At 70.2% G+C, this 14,618-nt stretch carries 12 protein-coding genes; 3 read left to right on the top strand and 9 right to left on the bottom strand.

All coding sequences use genetic code 11. From position 1 onward, the window contains the following. Positions 1-380 precede the first annotated feature (380 nt). On the bottom strand, positions 381-989 hold the full coding sequence (locus IHV25_RS08070) for a DUF2975 domain-containing protein (RefSeq protein WP_192534600.1): 609 nt from the start codon (positions 987-989) through the stop codon (positions 381-383). Positions 990-1,621: 632 nt separating this feature from the next. After that, positions 1,622-2,086 carry a hypothetical protein gene (locus IHV25_RS08065; protein WP_192534599.1) on the bottom strand — a complete coding sequence of 155 codons (465 nt, stop codon included), beginning with the start codon at positions 2,084-2,086 and terminating at the stop codon, positions 1,622-1,624. Positions 2,087-2,259: 173 nt separating this feature from the next. On the opposite strand from IHV25_RS08065, the gene IHV25_RS08060 reads away from it, so the two are divergent. From IHV25_RS08060 to IHV25_RS08050, 3 genes are all read left to right on the top strand, one after another. After that, complete coding sequence (locus IHV25_RS08060; RefSeq protein WP_192534598.1) at positions 2,260-2,967, top strand: DsbA family oxidoreductase; 708 nt, start codon at positions 2,260-2,262, stop codon at positions 2,965-2,967. 253 nt (positions 2,968-3,220) lie between these two features. Continuing rightward, positions 3,221-3,646 (top strand): DUF4870 family protein, encoded by a 426-nt coding sequence (locus tag IHV25_RS08055; protein WP_192534597.1) that lies wholly within the window; start codon positions 3,221-3,223, stop codon positions 3,644-3,646. 147 nt (positions 3,647-3,793) lie between these two features. After that, positions 3,794-4,894: a hypothetical protein gene (locus IHV25_RS08050; protein WP_192534596.1), complete on the top strand. Its 1,101-nt coding sequence runs from the start codon at positions 3,794-3,796 to the stop codon at positions 4,892-4,894. Positions 4,895-5,120: 226 nt separating this feature from the next. Here IHV25_RS08050 and scpB read toward each other — a convergent pair whose 3' ends face one another. The 7 genes from scpB to IHV25_RS08015 form a co-directional block, all read right to left on the bottom strand. Further along, positions 5,121-6,335: an SMC-Scp complex subunit ScpB gene (scpB, locus tag IHV25_RS10665; protein ID WP_338048607.1), complete on the bottom strand. Its 1,215-nt coding sequence runs from the start codon at positions 6,333-6,335 to the stop codon at positions 5,121-5,123. Then, positions 6,332-7,342 carry a segregation and condensation protein A gene (locus tag IHV25_RS08040; RefSeq protein ID WP_192534595.1) on the bottom strand — a complete coding sequence of 337 codons (1,011 nt, stop codon included), beginning with the start codon at positions 7,340-7,342 and terminating at the stop codon, positions 6,332-6,334. The genes scpB and IHV25_RS08040 overlap by 4 nt, the downstream gene beginning before the upstream one ends. Before the next feature lie 556 nt (positions 7,343-7,898). Further along, positions 7,899-8,594: a site-2 protease family protein gene (locus tag IHV25_RS08035; RefSeq protein ID WP_192534594.1), complete on the bottom strand. Its 696-nt coding sequence runs from the start codon at positions 8,592-8,594 to the stop codon at positions 7,899-7,901. Then, positions 8,591-9,628: a beta-N-acetylhexosaminidase gene (gene nagZ, locus IHV25_RS08030; RefSeq protein WP_192534593.1), complete on the bottom strand. Its 1,038-nt coding sequence runs from the start codon at positions 9,626-9,628 to the stop codon at positions 8,591-8,593. Before nagZ ends, IHV25_RS08035 begins: the two co-directional genes overlap by 4 nt. 52 nt (positions 9,629-9,680) lie before the next feature. Next, positions 9,681-11,090, bottom strand: coding sequence for an SPOR domain-containing protein (locus tag IHV25_RS08025; RefSeq protein ID WP_192534592.1), 1,410 nt, complete (start codon positions 11,088-11,090; stop codon positions 9,681-9,683). Further along, positions 11,090-12,868: an arginine--tRNA ligase gene (argS, locus tag IHV25_RS08020; RefSeq protein WP_192534591.1), complete on the bottom strand. Its 1,779-nt coding sequence runs from the start codon at positions 12,866-12,868 to the stop codon at positions 11,090-11,092. The genes IHV25_RS08025 and argS overlap by 1 nt, the downstream gene beginning before the upstream one ends. Before the next feature lie 65 nt (positions 12,869-12,933). Then, complete coding sequence (locus IHV25_RS08015; protein ID WP_192534590.1) at positions 12,934-14,127, bottom strand: deoxyguanosinetriphosphate triphosphohydrolase; 1,194 nt, start codon at positions 14,125-14,127, stop codon at positions 12,934-12,936. Between the last annotated feature and the right edge of the window lie 491 nt (positions 14,128-14,618).

Below are 14,618 nucleotides of genomic sequence, written 5' to 3'. Positions count from 1 at the left end.
TGCGGCGATCGCGCACGTTGCGGCGGGTCTGGCGATGGTGGGGACGTCGTGGTGGCACCACGTCCTGTATCCGCCCGCGAAGAAATAGGCCCCTGATCTGGGGCGCCTGTCCGGGCCGGTGCGTCCGGCCTGTCTCCCGCGGCGGCTCCCCCGTCCGGACAGCTGGCGTGACGGGGGGCGGTGTCAGCGAATATTAACGCGAGGGGCAGCGTGTCCGGACAGGGCGCTGCGCCCCTTCGCACATCCGGGGGCTTGCCGATCCCGGGTTCCTGGCGTGTGCTCACGGGGCCTGGGAGGTCCGACCGGGCGACGGGGAGGCCCGACGCTCCCGGGGCGCGGCCCGCTCAGAGGGTAGCCCGGTCACGGAGCCGGGGCCTGTCTCAGACGGGTGACGACCCGGCAGTCCGCTGTGCCCGGGCGAGTCCGGGGTGTCGTGCGGGTGCCGTTTGCACGGAGGCCCGCAGGGCCCGGGCCAGAACAACCAGGCAGACTCCGGCAAAAAGGGCGGCCAGATCCGAGGGGCCAACACTCAGGGACAGGAGCCGTTCCTCGTCCTGGAGGGTTGTCCAGGTCGACAGGAGCGGTTCACAGACAAACGTCGTCAGGGCCCAGAGCAGAAGCGCCGTCCCGAGCCTCATAAGCTGGGAGGGCGCCGCAAGCGACATGTGGCCGGTGCGTGCGATGTGCCGGAAGAGGCGTCTCAGGTGCAGAAGCCCTGAGGCCAGGACCAGAAGTGGCAGGCTGGAGATCACGACCGCTCCGGCGGTCTGCCACCAGGACAGGGAGGCCGGATCGACGGCACCCGAGGCAATCAGGCGGTCCGACAGGGCAAAGGAGAGGCCGTATCTCGCGTCGGCGGAAGCCAGGTCCGGAAGGGTCCAGGTGGCGGCGTTGAGCAGCAGCATGCCGGCAATGAGCACAGGAATCAGCAGGGACAGGAGAGCGGAGGCCAGGACGGGCCCGCGCGCGGGGCTGTGGGGGTGGGGCATGGCGTTTCGTTCCCGGTATGGAAGACGTCGGTGCCGGGGCAGTATGCTCGCCGGGGTTGTTCGTGTCCAGTTTCCGGGCCGGGAGACCGGGAGCCCCCGCGCGGCGGGCTCCCGGACTGTGGGGCGGCCTGCCATCTCTCAGGGCGTGGCGGGATCGAAAATGGCGGGCAGGCCCGGGGGACAGGCAGGCGGCAAGCCGTTTGGGGTGATCGTGGTCGGGTTGCGGGGACGGCGGGGTGGCCGTTCGGTACCGCAGGCAGGCAGGGTGACCGCTCAGGATCGCGGGGGGAGGGCGCAGACATCGGGCAGGATGCGGCCTTTTAGGACCGCGGGCGGGCACGGCGCGGACAGGGACACCAGGCGGACGGGGTCGGCATCGGGACCGCGGGCGACCTCGGCGGCACTGTCTTCGGAGCTGTGGGCGGCGGCGTGTCGCGGGCGTTGGCGACCCCGGCGGGGGCGTGTTGCTCCGACGCGTCGGGGTTCGGTGTTCTGCGAGTGCAGGCCCGCCGGTGGGTGCGTGTTGCTCCGACGCGTCGGGGTTCGGTGTTCTGCGAGCGCTGGCCCGCCGGTGGGGCCACTCTCCGGAGCCTCCGGCGGCGTGTCGCGGGCGTTGGCGACCCCGGCGGGGGCTAGAGCATGCGCATGGCCGAGAAGCCCGCCGGGTGCAGTCCCACAAAGGCCGCCTGCAGGGTTCGGGCATTTTTCTCGTAGGTGTCGCTTGCCCGCTGGAATCGGAGGTTCCTGGGGAACACATCGTTGGCCGGAGGCGCTGACGCCTCCGCCTGGGCCAGGTGGGCGTTGAACAGGGTCCGGGCGTCGGCGTTGCACAGGAAGACCGTGTCCACATAGACCCGCCCGTCCCGGGCCGGGATCTCGGGGGACACGGGCGCGGACTGGTTCTGTTTCCAGGCGCCCCAGTTGTCGTTGCGGAGGCCCTGGTCGCGCAGGGAGATGTCGCGGGAGCCCTCTGCGGCCGTAACAGGCGTGAACTCCACACTGGCGGAGGACGCGCGGACGCCGTCTCCGAAACGTGTGTTTGCTGTGTTGGCGAACCCGGTCGATGCGGGTACGATGCGCTGGGCTGCAACTGCCATGGCTCGGCCCTTTCTTCTCTGGACAGGCCGTTCCGGAGAATCTACAAAAGATCCGGTTTATTCAATTATAAATGGCAACATGTTGGGTGTCGACCGAAATTGTCGGCCCGTGTCTGTCCGGTCCGGATGTTGCGTCCTGATCGGCCGGCCACGTCAACAGGTGGGGGGTGGTCATGCTGGTTGAGTACGTTTTTGATACCGGGTGTCCCTGGTGTCTTATTGGAAAGCGCCGCTTTCAGCGGGCTCTGAAAAAGCGGCCGTCCCTTGTGGAGACGGTCAAGCTGCGGCCGTTTGTTCTCAGTCCCAACCTGCCCCGGGGCGGGCAGAGCTGGGAGAGCTTCCTTGAGGGGAAGTTCGGGGAGCCCGGGAAGGTGGCCCGTGTTCTCCAAGCGGTTGGCGAGGCGGCGGCCGAGGTGGGCGTGCACATGCGCTTTGATCTCATCACCCGGGTTCCGAACACGGTGGATTCGCACCGCCTTGTGCGCCTGGGCGAGACGCCCGAGCAGCGCGACGCGTTGGTGGAGGCCCTGTTTCGAGCGTTTTTCGAGGAGGGGCGGGATCTGACCCTCACCGGAACCCTGGTGGACATCGGCGAGGAGCAGGGGCTCGAGCGGGACGTCGTGGAGAAGCGCCTGCGCAGCGCCGACGATGTGGTCGCGGTGCTCATGGAAAGCAACCAGTGCCAGAGCCGGGGAGTCCGGGGCGTTCCCGGCTTCATCTTCAACCGCAGTGTTGCGATCTCCGGTGCCCAGGAAGAGGAGGTCTTCCTCCGGATGCTGGACACGGCCTCGGACCTGTCCGGGGTCGGCGACCCGGCGGCGGAAGGCCCCGGCCCGACGGCGGGAGGCGGCGGCCCGGGGTGCCCGGGCCACCACAGGTGAGGGGCAAACCGGCCCTGACACTCCGCGGCCCTGCGTTACCGTGACGGGCGCACGGTGTGCCCGTGCCGGAGCCCTGTGGTGGTCCGGCGTTGGGTCTGGCGGTGGGTCTGGCGCTGTCGCCTGCCTTCTGCACCGCCCAGCCCGGCTGCCCGCCCGCGGATCCGTCAGAAACGTGCGGTTGCCCCCTTTCTTCCCGGGCGATTTGTGGTACGGTTCCAGACCCTCGACACCCTTTTGCGGAAGGCCGGTTGACATGACGACACCCAGGGATCCTGAAACCCCCTCGACTTCCAACCCCGGAACGGTGAGGGGCTATGTTCTCATAGCCTATGGCCTGTTTCTGATCGGGATGCTGACAGGCGTCCTGCTGAACCTTGTCGGGCCCTGGGGCCTGGTCCTGAACCTGAGCGCCGTGGCGGGCGTCGGTGTCCTTCTGATGGCCCGGGAGGCCTCCAGGGGCACGGTCTACGAGAGCCACTCCTCCTGGCTGGTGCGCACCTTCGTGATCACCCTGTGCGGCTTCCTGGTCGCTGTGGTCCTGGCGGGCTATGAAACCACCAATGCGCTGGCGTCCCTTCTGTTCCTGCTGGTTGGGCTTTACTACATTTTTCGAGTTTTCAAGGGGTTCCGGGTTTTCATGCAGGCACGGCCCATGACCAGTCCCCGGGGCTGGATCTAGCCCGTGGTGCAGGCTGTCCCTGATCCCCTGGCGGATCGTGTGCGCCGGGCCCCTCGCCTGTCCCGGTGTGGTGGGCCCCTCCGGTCTTTTGGAGCGCCCCTCCGGTCCTTTCGGGCACCCCTCCGGTCCCTGGGCCTGTGCGGCCTTGTGGCGGCTCTTGTTGCGGGCCCGGGCGGCGAGGTGCGGGCCCAAAACGTGGCGGCCTCTCCGGCCCCCGAGGCCCAGTCCCAGTCGCGCCCACAAGCCCAGTCACAGAATCCGGCCCGGGCCCAGGTCCCGGCACGGACCCAGGCGCCCGCACGGTCCCAGGCCCGTGAGGAGATCCGGGAGATGGTGCAGGTGGAGGGCTGGTTCATTTCCGTCGAGACCGACGCCGCCGGCCGCTACTCCCACTGCCAGATGATGAACCCCTACTTTTCAAAGAAGGGCTCGGTGCTGCTGACCTTCACCCTGTCGCGGGATCTTCGCGCCCTTGCGGTGGTGGTGGATACGCCCGCGGCACCGGGGGCCGCAGCGGGGGGGACGGCGGAAAAACCTCCGGCAGCGGGGCCCGTGGCCTCGGCGATGGCGGACCCCCGGCAGGGTACCTACGCCTTTGACAAGGGGCGGGCGGTGTCCGTTCCGGCCCTGTCCCGGGGGGACGTGCTGCGTCTGGAGCTTCCGGACTGGCCGGCCTTCCGCGCGGGTCTTGCGGGGGCCAGCCGTGTTGTGTTCTCGGGTGGGGGCCGGGAGAGGACATTCAACCTTTACGGGGTTCCCGAGGCGCTCGACGCTCTGGAGGACTGCGCCAAACGCGGCGGTCTGCCTCCGCGGGTTCCCGTGCCCAAGCCGGGGACGCCGAGGGCCGCCCAGGCCGGTTCGGCGGACGTTCCCTCGGGCGCTGCGGCCGCGGCCGGTGTCGGGCCTGCGCCCGCGGCCGGTGCCGCGTCCGGGTCCGGAACCAGCGGGGGAGCGTTCCCCCCCGCCGGCGGCAAGGGACGCGGGGTGGTCCCCGGTGCCGTGACCAGCCCATCTGGCGATGCGCCCAAGGGGGCCGAGCCCCCGGTGAGTGCGGCGCCCGAGGCTGCCGGGACACCGTCCCGGGAGAGTGGGGCGGTTGCGACACCAGCCGACGGGTCTGCCGCGACCGACGGATCTGCAGCGCCCCCTTCGGAGGACAGTGCGGTGTCTTCGGGGTCCGAGGGCGGAGCCTCCGGCAGCACCCCGGCTGTGTCTCCGCCGGGCTTTGGAAAACGCCGGGGCCTCTAGTCCGGGACCTGGGGCGCCTCTGTCCCAGAACCTGCGTCGTTCCAGACCCGGAAGCTGCGGCGCGGGTCTGGGGGAGGGGTTCTCCGGTGGCCAGGGGGGGCAGCCCCAAAACCTGCGGCGCCTCTGCCCCGGAACCTGCTCAGCTTCAGCCCGGTAGCCCGGTAGCCCCCCTCTGCGACCGGCATGGGACCGGCAGGCGCGGGGCCCCCGGCGCGCGGCCGGGCGCTCAGTGTTCCTCGCTCTCCGGCACCTCGGCGTCCGCGTCCGGTCCCGATCCCGATGCCCCGGCCTTTGTGAAGCCCCGGTCCCTGGGGTCCAGGAATCCGTCGTCCTCCAGAATCAGAAGATCGTCCTCGTCCCCGTCGCGGGGACGGAGCGCGGGTGCGTCGTCGTCCGGGGCCCCGGCGCGGGCGGTATCCCTGTCCCGGAACCCGTCATCTTTGGGGTCCAGGAATCCGTCATCCTCCAGAATCAGGAGATCGTCCTCGTCCCCGTCGCCGGGACGGAGCGCGGGTGCGCCGTCGTCCGGGGCCCCGGCGCGGGCGGCCTCCCTGTCCCGGAACCCGTCATCTTTGGGGTTCAGGAACCCGTCGTCCTCCAAAATCAGGAGATCGTCCTCGTCCGGGTCCACCGGCGGCGGGCGCAGAAGGTCCAGCTGGACCGGGTCGCCGTCCGCCCCGGCCTGACCGGTCAGCACGCCGTGCTTTTCCACATCCTCCAGGGCATCGTCCGCGGACAGGGCGCCGCGCGCGCCGTAGGCGGCGAGGGCCGGGCGAACGTCGAGAAGCCCCGCAGCCCGGAGATCCTCGATCCCCGGCAGATCCTCCAGGGACTCCAGGGAGAAGTGGTCCAGGAAGGCCTCGGTCGTGCCCCACATGAGGGGCCGTCCCACGGTCTGGCGGCGTCCGCAGGGCCGGATCCAGCCGGCCTCCAGAAGCGTGTCCAGGGTTCCCTTCGAGAGGGCCACGCCTCGGATTTCCTCGATGTCGGCCCGGGTGACGGGCTGGTGGTAGGCGATGACGGCCAGGGTCTCCACGCCCGCGCGGGAGAGCTTCCGGACCTCCTCGCGCTCCTCCCTCAGCCAGCACGAGAGATCGGGGCTGGTGCGAAAGGACCAGCGCTCCCCGATGGCGACCAGTTCGACGCCCCGGCCCCGGTAGTGGTCCTGCAACTCGGTCAGCAGGCCGCCGATGTCCGTGCCCTCGGGGAACCGGGTCGCCAGGTCCGCCGGTGTGAGGGGCACGCGGGAGGCAAACAGCATGGCCTCGATGATCCGCAGGCGGGTGGCGTCGTCTGTTTCCGAAGGGACGGTGCCCGGGGCGGCGGGCGCCCCGCCCGAGGCGGCAGCGGTTATCCCCGGGGCGGGGGGCATGCCCGCGGAGGCGGGGCCAGCCGTGCCTGCGGCGGTGCGGGTGTCCGGGAGCGGGGTCTCGGGGCTCATGTCCGGGTCTCCTCGAAGGACAGGGGACGGGCGGGGTTGCGGATCTGGAGCGGGGCCCCGAAGCCGCCGTCCTGGCGGATTTCCAGCAGGCCCTGGCGGGCCAGCTCCAGGGCGGCGACAAACGTGGCGGCCACCGCCGAGCGCCGGACCAGCGGCGGCATGGCCCGGTTCGGCAGGAAGTCGTCCAGGGTCGCCCAGTCGGGCAGGGCGCCCAGCATGGTTTCAAAGCGCCTGAGGGCATCATCCACGCTGTAGAGCTCGAAGGCCTCGACGGTCATCACGGTCGGGCGCTCCCGGGCGCGCTGCATGGAGCCATAGGCGGACAGCAGGTCGTGCAGGCTGGTCTCGTAGCGCGAGCGGGTGATCACCGAGAAGCCCTGGGCCTGGCCATGACGCAGGGTGTCGAGCCCCAGGCGGGGGCGCGCCATCAGGGTGCGGCCCGCGTTCTGCATGGCCTCCAGGCGCCGGAGCTGGAACTGGAGCGCGCTGGCCATGGCCTCGCCGGAGGGCTCGTCCGTGTCGCTCGGAGGCGCCGGGATCAGCAGCCGGGACTTCAGGTAGGCAAGCCAGGCCGCCATGACCAGGTAGTCCGCCGCCACATCCAGCTGGAGGCTCCGGGCGGTGGCGATGAAGTCCAGGTACTGCTCCGCCAGCTGGAGAATGGACAGGCGCGCCAGGTCAACCTTCTGGTCCCGGGCCAGGACCAGCAGCACGTCGATGGGGCCCTCGAAGCCCTCCAGATTCAGGACAAGGGAGACGAGGGGATCCCCGCCCCCAGGGGATGCAGCGCCCGCTGGCGGGGGGCTGGAGGGGGCAGCGTGAGATACGGTGTCGCGTGGTGCAGTGTCGGGGCGGTCCGGGCCTGCAGCCGCCGGTACACCCCCGGCGGGTGAGGGCGGCTCCCCTGCCGGATCCGCCGCCACCGGTACAGCCCGGGCGCCCGACAGGGGCTCGCCCGACGGGTCCACAGCCGCGATCGCGGAGGATGGTTTGCCGGACAGGGGCATGGCCGCACTCCCTTGCTTCAGGACACAGGAACCGCTTCAACACAGCGGGGCAACACACTGGTAAAGGTGCCGGACAGGGGCCACAGGGGTGGGCAGGTGTCCCGGAGCATGGGGCCGCGCGGCATGGGCGTGCCGGGGCCGAACTGGCGCCCGCGTGCCGGTCCGTCATGGCCGGGCGGGAAAGCGTGTGGGCCGCGGCGTGTCGGGTCCACCCGCGAGAGGTCCGGGGAGCGGGCCGGCGGTCCCACACGGGGCGAGGCCTCCGGTGAGCGCGCCGGTCCTCCCGGTTGGATCCCGGATCGCCCGCAGCACGGCGGAGCGTTGCGCACCGTTATGTCCCGCGCCCGTGGTTCCGGGTTCTGCACCCGGGATTCCGGGCACGGCGGAGCCGGTCGCCAACCGTGTGCCTTTGCACCCGTCCGTGTCGGGCCCTGCGCGTCCGGCTTCCGGTCCTGCGCCGGGCGGGGGCAAGGGCAGCCCCCACCGGCAGGCGGGAGAGCCGGGCCCTGTGTCCGGAGGAGCTGGGCCCGGGAGGGTTCCCGCCCGGGGGCAGACGTCAGACGCCGGTCGCTTGCACAAGCCCCGTGAAGCTGGAGATCCCGTTCACCAGGCCGTTCACCAGCGGGACAAGAACGGTCCGGAACGGATCCACGTTCAGGCCGATGGTCGAGAACATCCAGGGAAGCAGGAACATGATCACAATGAGCAGCGGCATCCCGAAGCGCTCGATGCGGGCGTACCGGTAGGCCAGGCGCTCGGGCAGGAGGCCGATCACAATCCGTCCCCCGTCCAGGGGCGGCAGGGGCAGCAGGTTCAGAAGGGCCACCACGCAGTTGATGACGATCGAGAACGACAGCATGCTGACCAGCGGCGAGGCGACGGCATCCGGGAGCAGCACGGCGATATGGATCAGCAGCGCCGACAGGATCGCCAGAATGAGGTTCGTGCACGGTCCCGCCAGAGCCACCAGGGCCATGTCCTGACGCGGGTGCTTGAGATAGCGCCAGTCCACGGGGACGGGCTTGGCCCAGCCGAACAGGAACGGGGCGCCGATCAGGAACAGAAGCCCGGGCACCGCCAGGGTGCCGACGGGGTCGATATGGCGCACGGGGTTGAGGGACAGGCGCCCCATCAGGCGGGCGGTCTGGTCCCCCAGCCACGAGGCCACATAGGCATGGGCCGCCTCGTGCAGGGTGATGGCGATGACAAGGCCCGGGAGGATGAGCAGTGTGCTCGTCAGGAAATCGGTCATGACCGCACCGTGTCCTGTTCCAGGAGAAGGTCCAGGGCGCGCTGGGCCCCGGCGGCGTCGAAGTCGGCCGGAGCCTTCGCCCGGCGGGCCTTCGCCCGTTCCCAGCGTTCCAGGGCAGGGGCGTCCATGGGGCGGGCCGTCCGGGCCACGGCGGTCATCTCGTCCATCGCGCCGTTGCAGTGCAAGATCAGGTCGCAGCCCGCGTCCAGGGAGGCCCGGGTGCGGCTCTCCATGGTGCCGGACAGGGCCTTCATGGACAGGTCGTCCGTCATCAGCAGGCCGTCGAAGCCGCACTGCCCGCGGATGACCGAGCGGATCACCTCGGCCGAGAGGGTGGCCGGCTGCTCGCTGTCACAGGCGGTGTAGACAATGTGGGCCGTCATGGCGAAGGGGCAGTCCCGCAGGTCGGAAAACGGCACCAGGTCGCTGCGGGTCAGGTCGTCATGGCTGCAGGTGACCCGGGGCAGGGCGTCGTGGCTGTCGCACTCGGAGCGCCCGTGGCCGGGAATGTGCTTCATCACCGGGAACACGCCGTTGTCTAGCAAGGTGTCGATCACGATGCGCCCAAGGCGGGAGACGGTTTTGGGGTCGGTCGAGAAGGCCCGGTCCCCCACCACGTCATGGGCGCCGGGGTGGCGCACATCCAGAACCGGCAGGCAGTCCGTATCGATGCCCAGGGCGGTCAGATCCCGTGCGATCAGGCGGGTGTTCAGGCGCAGGGCCTCGGCCCCGGCCTCGGGGTTGCGCTCAAACAGGCGGCCGAAGACCTCGCCGGGCGGGCGCGGCGCCCAGTGGGGAGCCTTCAGGCGCTGGACGCGGCCGCCCTCCTGGTCGATCAGGATGGGGGTGTCGTCCCGCCCGGTCGTCTCCCGGAGGCTGTCACACAGGGCCCGGACCTGGGCCGGGGTGTCCACGTTGCGCCCGAACAGGATGAAGCCGAAGGGAGAAATCTCCCGGAAGAAATCCCGTTCCCGGTCCGTGAGGCGGAGCCCGGAGAGACCGGTAATGACAGCAAGAGGTGTGGTCGCAGGCATGATCTGTTCTTTCCTGTGCCCCGGTGCGTGATGGAAACGGGGGGCTCGTGTCCTAGCGGGCGACGATGCAGCCCTGGGAGCGTCTGCCGAGCTCGTCGCAGAGCGCCTTTGCGGCGGCCTCGTCCTTCAGTCCGGTGACCCGAACGCGGAAATAGGTTCCCCGCTCGGGCAGTTCGACCTGCACGATCTCGTGGGTGGCGCCGCCCAGAAGGTCTTTGTTCCGGGACTGGATCCGCTTCCACTCGGACCGGGCGGCCTCCTGCGAGCGCACCGAGACGATCTGCACGGCGGCTCCACCCCGTGCCGGGGCCGGTGTCTCCGCCCGGGGGGGCGGCGCGGCCGGGGCCGCAGCAGCAGCCGGCGGGGCCGGGGGTGCAGGGGGCGGGGCCAGAGGCGTGGGCCCCTTGGGCGCCGCTGTGCGGGCCTGTGTGCTGGCGGTTGCGGATGCGGACGAGCCCAGGTCCGTCGGGGAGGGCACATCCTCGATCACGGGACGGGGGGCCGGAACGGCCACAGGGGAGGCCCGTGTCCCCCGGGTCTCCGGGCTTGCGGCTGCCCCGGTGGCGGTGGCATCGGCTTGCGTGCGGGCGGCCGGGCCTGAGCCCGCACCCGTATCCAGGTCGAGGTCGGGAACCGGCGGAACCGGAGGCAGCGCGATATCGGCCGGTCCGATGGAGGCCGCGTCCCCGTCGTCGAAGGGGTCGGCACCGTCGTCGGTCAGGGCCGAGGCCGGGGGAATCCCCGAGGCCGTGGTGTCCGTCTCCGGCAGGGGCGGCGGTTCGGGGAAGCCCGGGTCGGCGGACGGGTCCAGGGGCTCGGTGATGGAGGGGACCGGGGTTCCGGTCAGGGTCCGGGCCTGCACCTGGGGGACCGGCGGCGGGGCCGGGAACTCGGGTTCCCTCAGGCTGTCGGCGCGGGATGCGGGCGGGGGTGCCGCCGTTTCCCCGATGCGGCCGTACACCGCGCGGTTCTGGTTCTCGATGGCCATGCCACCGGGCTCCTCGGGCCGCTCCCGGTAGGGGGAGGGGTCGGCGTTCACATGCTCCAGCAGGGCCTCGTCCCACGCGGCATCATCGCCGGTTCCGCCCAGCAGGAACCAGGCCATGCCCCCCAGCACAAGAATCCCCAGCCCGGCGCCGGTCAGCAGCGCCAGGACCGAGGTCCGCGGAGAGGAGGACAGGCCGGTGTCCGGGTAGCCGTCGGGCTCGTCCGGATTTCCGGCGTCGGCCCGGATGTCGAGGTCGTCCTCCGGATAGGGCAGCGGGTCCGCCAGGGGATGCTGCCCGCCGAAGGGCGAGAACTCGTCATGATAGGGCGTCTCGGACGCAAACGGATCGGAGCCGAAGGGATTGTTCGGGTCGGACGGACGCGGGTAGCCATAGGGCGAGGACGAGACATCTCCCGGAGTTCTGGGACGATAGGGATCTCTTTCATCTCCGCCGGGCGGGCCCTGTGCGACCATCAACGCAACTCCTCACGCGGGTGGACACCGAACACTTCGAGTCCGGAGGCTACCACCGTCGCCACCGCCGAGACAAGGGCCAGGCGGGCCAGCGACACAGAAACATTGTCCGGAACAAGGAAGCGGAGTTCCGCGTTGTCATTGCCCCGGTTCCACAGGCCGTGGAACGCCGCCGCCAGGTCTCCCAGGTAGAAGGCGATCCGGTGGGGCTCGTGGGCCACCGCGGCGCTCTCCACAAGCCGGGGCCAGCTGGCCAGAAGACGGACCAGGGCCAGTTCCTCGGGGGCGTCCAGAAGGGCGACATCCGCCTGCCGGGCCAGACCCTCGGCCGACAGGTCCGCATCCGGGAACAGCTCGGCCGCGTGGCGCAGCACCGAGCAGGCCCGCGCGTGGGCGTACTGGACGTAGAACACGGGGTTGTCCCGGGTCTTTTCCTGAACCCGCGCGAAGTCGAAGTCCAGGGTGGCGTCGTTCTTGCGGGTCAGCATGATGAAGCGGACCACATCGCGGCCCACCTCGTCGATGACCTCGCGCAGAGTGATGAAGGTGCCCGCCCGCTTGGACATGCGCAGGGGCTTGCCGTCATCCGTGAGGGAGACAAGCTGGATCAGCTTCACGTCCAGGGTGGCCCGGTTGTCGGACACGGCCTTCACCGCCGCGTTCAGGCGCTTGACGTAGCCGCCGTGGTCCGCGCCCAGAACGTTGATCAGGTTCAGGAAACCCCGGTCGATCTTGTCCGCGTGGTAGGCGATGTCAGAGGCGAAATAGGTCCAGGAGCCGTCGGACTTTTTCAGGGCCCGGTCAATGTCGTCCCCATAAAGGGTGGTCTTGAACAGGGTCTGGGGGCGGGGCTCCCAGTCGTCGGGCTTCTTGCCCTTCGGGGGCTCCAGCACGCCGGTGTAGATCAGGCCGCGCTTTTCCAGGTCGTCCAGCAGCTGGCCGACCCGGCCGTCCTCCACCAGCTTCTTTTCCGAGGTGAACACGTCGAAGGTCACGCCCAGGGCCTGGAGGTCGTCGCGGATCAGCTCCATCATGGCCGCAATGCCGAAGGCCCGGATTTCCGGGAGCCACTCGCTCTCGGGGGCGTCCAGCCAGCGGGGGCCGTCCTTCTCGAACAGGGCCTGCGCGGCGGGAACCAGATAATCGCCGCCGTACTCGATCTCCCGGCGCTCGATCATCTCGCGGAAGCCGTCCTCGGTCAGGACGCCCGCGGCCACCCGGTAGCGCTGGTACAGCGAGCGCGCGAGGTGGTCCACCTGGGCGCCCGCATCGTTGACGTAGTACTCCCGGGTCACGTCGAAGCCGGCCTTGAAGAGCAGGCGGGCCAGGACGTCACCGAAGACGGCGCCGCGGCCGTGGCCCACGTGCATGGGGCCGGTGGGGTTGGCGGAGACGAACTCGACGTTGACCTGTTCCTTCGCTCCCATGGTGGAGTTGCCGTAGGCGGTTCCGGCCAGCAGGATGTCCCGCACGCTGCCCAGCCACACCGAGGGCTTCAGGCGCAGGTTGATGAAGCCCGGTCCGGCGATCTCCGCACTCTCGACCATGGCCGTGGCGGCCAGGTGCTCCACCAGAAGCTCGGCCAGCGCCCTCGGCGCGAGGCCCGCGGGCTTGGACAGGACCATGGCCGCGTTGGTGGCCATGTCCCCGTGGGACGGATCCCGGGGCGGCTCCACCGTGATGCGCGAGAGATCCAGGTCCTTCGGCAGGGCGTCCGTGTTCTGGAGAGCGGTGAGAATATCGGTGATAACGTGTTTGACCGAACTGAACAGGTTCATGATTGCGGGTTCTTGCTTTCGAAAATGGGGGCGCGCCGGGGGCTTTCGAGGTCTTTCCGGGTGTCTCAGGTGCGCTCAAACGGGTCGAACAGGCGGGCGTGCTCGTCAAGGGCAAAGCGGTCGGTCATGCCGGCGATGTAGTCGCAGGCTGTCCGCGCTGTGACCGCATCCCCCGGATCTCCGGCCCGGGCCCGCCAGTCGGGGGCCAGAAGCCGGGGCTCGTTCAGGAAACAGCCGAACAGCTCCCGCACGACGCGGCGTGCCTTGCTGGTCATCCGGTTGACCCGGTAGTGACGGTAAAGGTTGGTAAACAGGAACTCTCCCAGCTCGTCGACCGCAGCCCTCATCCTGGGACTGAAGGCAATGACCGGCGCCGGGTGGTTCCGTATAGCGCATGGGCTTTTCGCACTCAAGGCGTCAAGACGGGCGCGGCTCTCGCGGGTGACGTCATCGATCATGAGGCCGATCAGCCGGCGGATGACCTCGTGGATCAGGCGCGAGCGCGAAAGGCCCGTGTATTCGGCGCGCACGCTTCGGAAAATCGGGCCCACAAGGGCGACGTCCTCCGCCTTCCCGATGTCCACGAACCGGGCGCGCAGGCCGTCGTCCAGGTCGTGGGCGTTGTAGGCGATGTCGTCCGAAAGGGCCGCCACCTGGGCCTCGGCGCCCGGGAAGGTGTGCAACTCGAGGTCAAAGAGTGCGTTGAAGGCCGTCACGCACGGAGGCACCACGCAGCCCTCCGGGGCGAGGGGGCCGCACAGGGGGCCCTTGTGCTTGACCAGGCCCTCCAGGGTCTCCCAGCACAGGTTCAGGCCGTCGAAGTCCGCGTAGCGGTGCTCGAGCGAGGTGACAATCTTCAGGGACTGGGCGTTGTGGTCAAAGCCGCCGAAGGGGATCATGCACTCGTGCAGGGCATCCTCGCCCGCGTGTCCGAAACAGGTGTGCCCCAGGTCGTGGGACAGGGCCAGGGTCTCGGTGAGATCCTCGTTCAGGCCCAGGGTCCGGGCCAGGGAGCGGGCAATCTGCGCCACCTCGAGGGAGTGGGTCAGCCGCGTGCGGTAGTTCTGCCCGACCGAGTCCACAAAGACCTGGGTCTTGTAGCTGAGGCGGCGGAAGGCCGAGGAGTGGAGAACGCGGTCACAGTCCCGGCGGAAATCGCTGCGGAAGCGCGCGGGGCTTTCCGGGTGCAGCCGGCCACGGGGGCTGGTGTGCGGGACCGCATAGGGGGCAAGGGGGGCCTGGGGCGCGCCGGTGCTCATGGGCAGATCCGAAGGGCCGGAGGGAGCCGCCGGGGGGCGGCGGAAGGGGGGGCGCGGAGGGGCAGACAGGGCGCCGTCGGGCGAAGGGCGCGCTGCGTCGTTGAGCGCGGGGCGCTATGGGTCGTTGAGCGCGGGGCGCTATGGGTCGTTGAGCGCGGGGCGTGATGCGTCTCAGAGAGCCGTGGGCGCGGGGCGCGATGCACAGAGGGATGCGGCGCGTGATGGGCTGCCAGGCACGGCCTGCGCCGGCCGCCATGCGTCGTTGAGCGCGATGCGCGATGGGTCTTTGCGCGCCGGGCGCGATGCGCCGGGGAGCACAGGATGTCCGGGCGATCCGAGATCGGGGCCGGGTCGCAGGGCGTTCGGGCCGGGGAGCGATCGGGCGGTATCGGAGGGGGTGTGGGGCGGAGCATGGTCCTGTGTTTTTCGGCAGGCCGGGCGGAATGCAGGGCAGACAGGGCGGGCTCCTGTCCGGGGTCGCAGTCCCGACC

Source organism: Phaeovibrio sulfidiphilus, assembly GCF_014861485.1.
GTDB classification, from domain to species: domain Bacteria; phylum Pseudomonadota; class Alphaproteobacteria; order Rhodospirillales; family Rhodospirillaceae; genus Phaeovibrio; species Phaeovibrio sulfidiphilus.
Note: the sequence above shows the minus strand (reverse complement) of the source record. Positions and strands in the feature narration are given on the sequence as shown.

Coding starts and splice junctions, on each gene's coding strand:
- IHV25_RS08070 (WP_192534600.1), bottom strand. CDS start 989: ATGCCCCACCCCCACAGCCCCGCGCGCGGGCCCGTCCTGGCCTCCGCT.
- IHV25_RS08065 (WP_192534599.1), bottom strand. CDS start 2,086: ATGGCAGTTGCAGCCCAGCGCATCGTACCCGCATCGACCGGGTTCGCC.
- IHV25_RS08060 (WP_192534598.1), top strand. CDS start 2,260: ATGCTGGTTGAGTACGTTTTTGATACCGGGTGTCCCTGGTGTCTTATT.
- IHV25_RS08055 (WP_192534597.1), top strand. CDS start 3,221: ATGACGACACCCAGGGATCCTGAAACCCCCTCGACTTCCAACCCCGGA.
- scpB (WP_338048607.1), bottom strand. CDS start 6,335: ATGAGCCCCGAGACCCCGCTCCCGGACACCCGCACCGCCGCAGGCACG.
- IHV25_RS08040 (WP_192534595.1), bottom strand. CDS start 7,342: ATGCCCCTGTCCGGCAAACCATCCTCCGCGATCGCGGCTGTGGACCCG.
- IHV25_RS08035 (WP_192534594.1), bottom strand. CDS start 8,594: ATGACCGATTTCCTGACGAGCACACTGCTCATCCTCCCGGGCCTTGTC.
- nagZ (WP_192534593.1), bottom strand. CDS start 9,628: ATGCCTGCGACCACACCTCTTGCTGTCATTACCGGTCTCTCCGGGCTC.
- IHV25_RS08025 (WP_192534592.1), bottom strand. CDS start 11,090: ATGGTCGCACAGGGCCCGCCCGGCGGAGATGAAAGAGATCCCTATCGT.
- argS (WP_192534591.1), bottom strand. CDS start 12,868: ATGAACCTGTTCAGTTCGGTCAAACACGTTATCACCGATATTCTCACC.
- IHV25_RS08015 (WP_192534590.1), bottom strand. CDS start 14,127: ATGAGCACCGGCGCGCCCCAGGCCCCCCTTGCCCCCTATGCGGTCCCG.